Source organism: Fulvivirga kasyanovii (genome assembly GCF_009711405.1).
Taxonomy (GTDB): domain Bacteria; phylum Bacteroidota; class Bacteroidia; order Cytophagales; family Cyclobacteriaceae; genus Fulvivirga; species Fulvivirga kasyanovii.
This window is the reverse complement of record NZ_SMLW01000156.1, coordinates 1-1,372: the sequence shown is the minus strand read 5'-3', so window position 1 is coordinate 1,372 and position 1,372 is coordinate 1. Positions and strand designations below refer to the sequence as shown.

Genomic DNA, 1,372 nt, shown 5'->3' with positions numbered 1-1,372 from the left:
TTGCTGGGTTTTGTAGAGGGCGGAGAAAGTAGATTCTGTGAGCGTGATGTGGCTGTAGCCGGTTTTGTAGGAGGAAAATACTTTGAGGCTGTCTTCGAACCGGTTGTCAAGGGATGAGGGGCTTAAGATGAAGGTGTATTCTAGGGTGCCTACCAGTCCTCCGTTGGGTTCGGGGTAGTGCTCTTTGCCGTCTGGCATCCCTCCTTCTGTGGTGTACTCGATTAGTTCACCGGGATGGAGGGTGCCTTCCAGGCCAGGTCAATCCGGGAGATGAAACATCTGCTTAATTTCTCTATAACTTAGGTAAGAATAGTCGCTCTGCCTGCCATTTAGATTTACGCCTCCGGGGATCAGGATGTAGCGGAATTCACCATTGGTAATAATACCGGCAAAACCAGATGCACTGTTTAAACTAGCTCTCACTCTTATATAGCCTGGCACATAAGCGGTGTAGGTGAGGCTATATTCAGCATGAACCGGTAGTTGTTGTACAAATGGCAAGGTTCCTACCGGAGAGGCTTTATGGTATACCAGAATAACTCCACCTTGCTCTACAAACTCTTCGGAATATTCAGGTATATCCAGTTGATGGACTTTAACCGTGCTGAAATTTTCCAGATTCCAATCAAAAACTACCCAATCGGAGTACATCACATTGGCTGTACCCGGTTCCCCTTGTTCACCCTGAGCACCTTTTTCTCCTTGCTCTCCTGGTTCACCCTGAGGCCCTTGAGGCCCTTGTGGCCCGGGGTCCCCATCTTCAGCACAAGCTGAGAATAGTAATGAACTAATCGTTAGGCAAAGCAGATAAATAACTATGTTTTGGTTTTTCATGATCTTATGGTATTTGATGAATAGATTTTAAAACAGGGACTGTCTCAAGGCCTGCTTCATTGATTCAGAAATTGATAAAAACGTCTGTCCATGAGCAATTGAGTCTTGTTGTTACAAAGCTATCAGGTGAGGATAAATGTGGTTGTGAATTATGTAACAGAATGAAGGATATATGTAACAGCGGGGGTTTGAAGGGCATCTAATGTAAAACGCAGGTGGACACCCTACTTCATTTAGGTCTCAGGATCGCTCCTAGGCTAACTCAATTACCCCCCTCTTCCCCCACTCCCACATCAAACCGCAAAGGCTCCTTCCCAACCCGCACACTATCCAACTTCACACCATTAAAATCACTCTCAACCCTCTCTACCTCTACCCCATCCGCCTGTTTTAAATACTGCTTTCTGTAAGTATGAGGATCCGTTTGGTTCTTTGGATCGCTTTTATTGTGGGGTATGTGAAGGCCGTTTTCATCGAGGAAGTGGTAGAGGTCGTTTAGGGTTTTGAATTGCTGGGTTTTGTAGAGGGCGGAGAAAGT

General features: G+C 45.9%; 3 protein-coding genes. All 3 read right to left on the bottom strand.

Features of this window, described 5'->3' with window-relative positions; all coding sequences use genetic code 11:
- On the bottom strand, positions 1 to 198 hold a 198-nt coding region (locus E1163_RS00460; RefSeq protein ID WP_155168562.1), incomplete at its 3' end, for a hypothetical protein.
- Between the two features lie 60 nt (positions 199 to 258).
- The gene (locus E1163_RS30850) at positions 259 to 834 is read right to left on the bottom strand and encodes a hypothetical protein (RefSeq protein WP_221417879.1); all 576 of its coding nucleotides are present in this window, start codon (positions 832 to 834) and stop codon (positions 259 to 261) included.
- Positions 835 to 1,096: 262 nt separating this feature from the next.
- The coding region (locus tag E1163_RS30205) for a hypothetical protein (RefSeq protein WP_185155892.1) at positions 1,097 to 1,372 on the bottom strand (276 nt) is incomplete at its 5' end.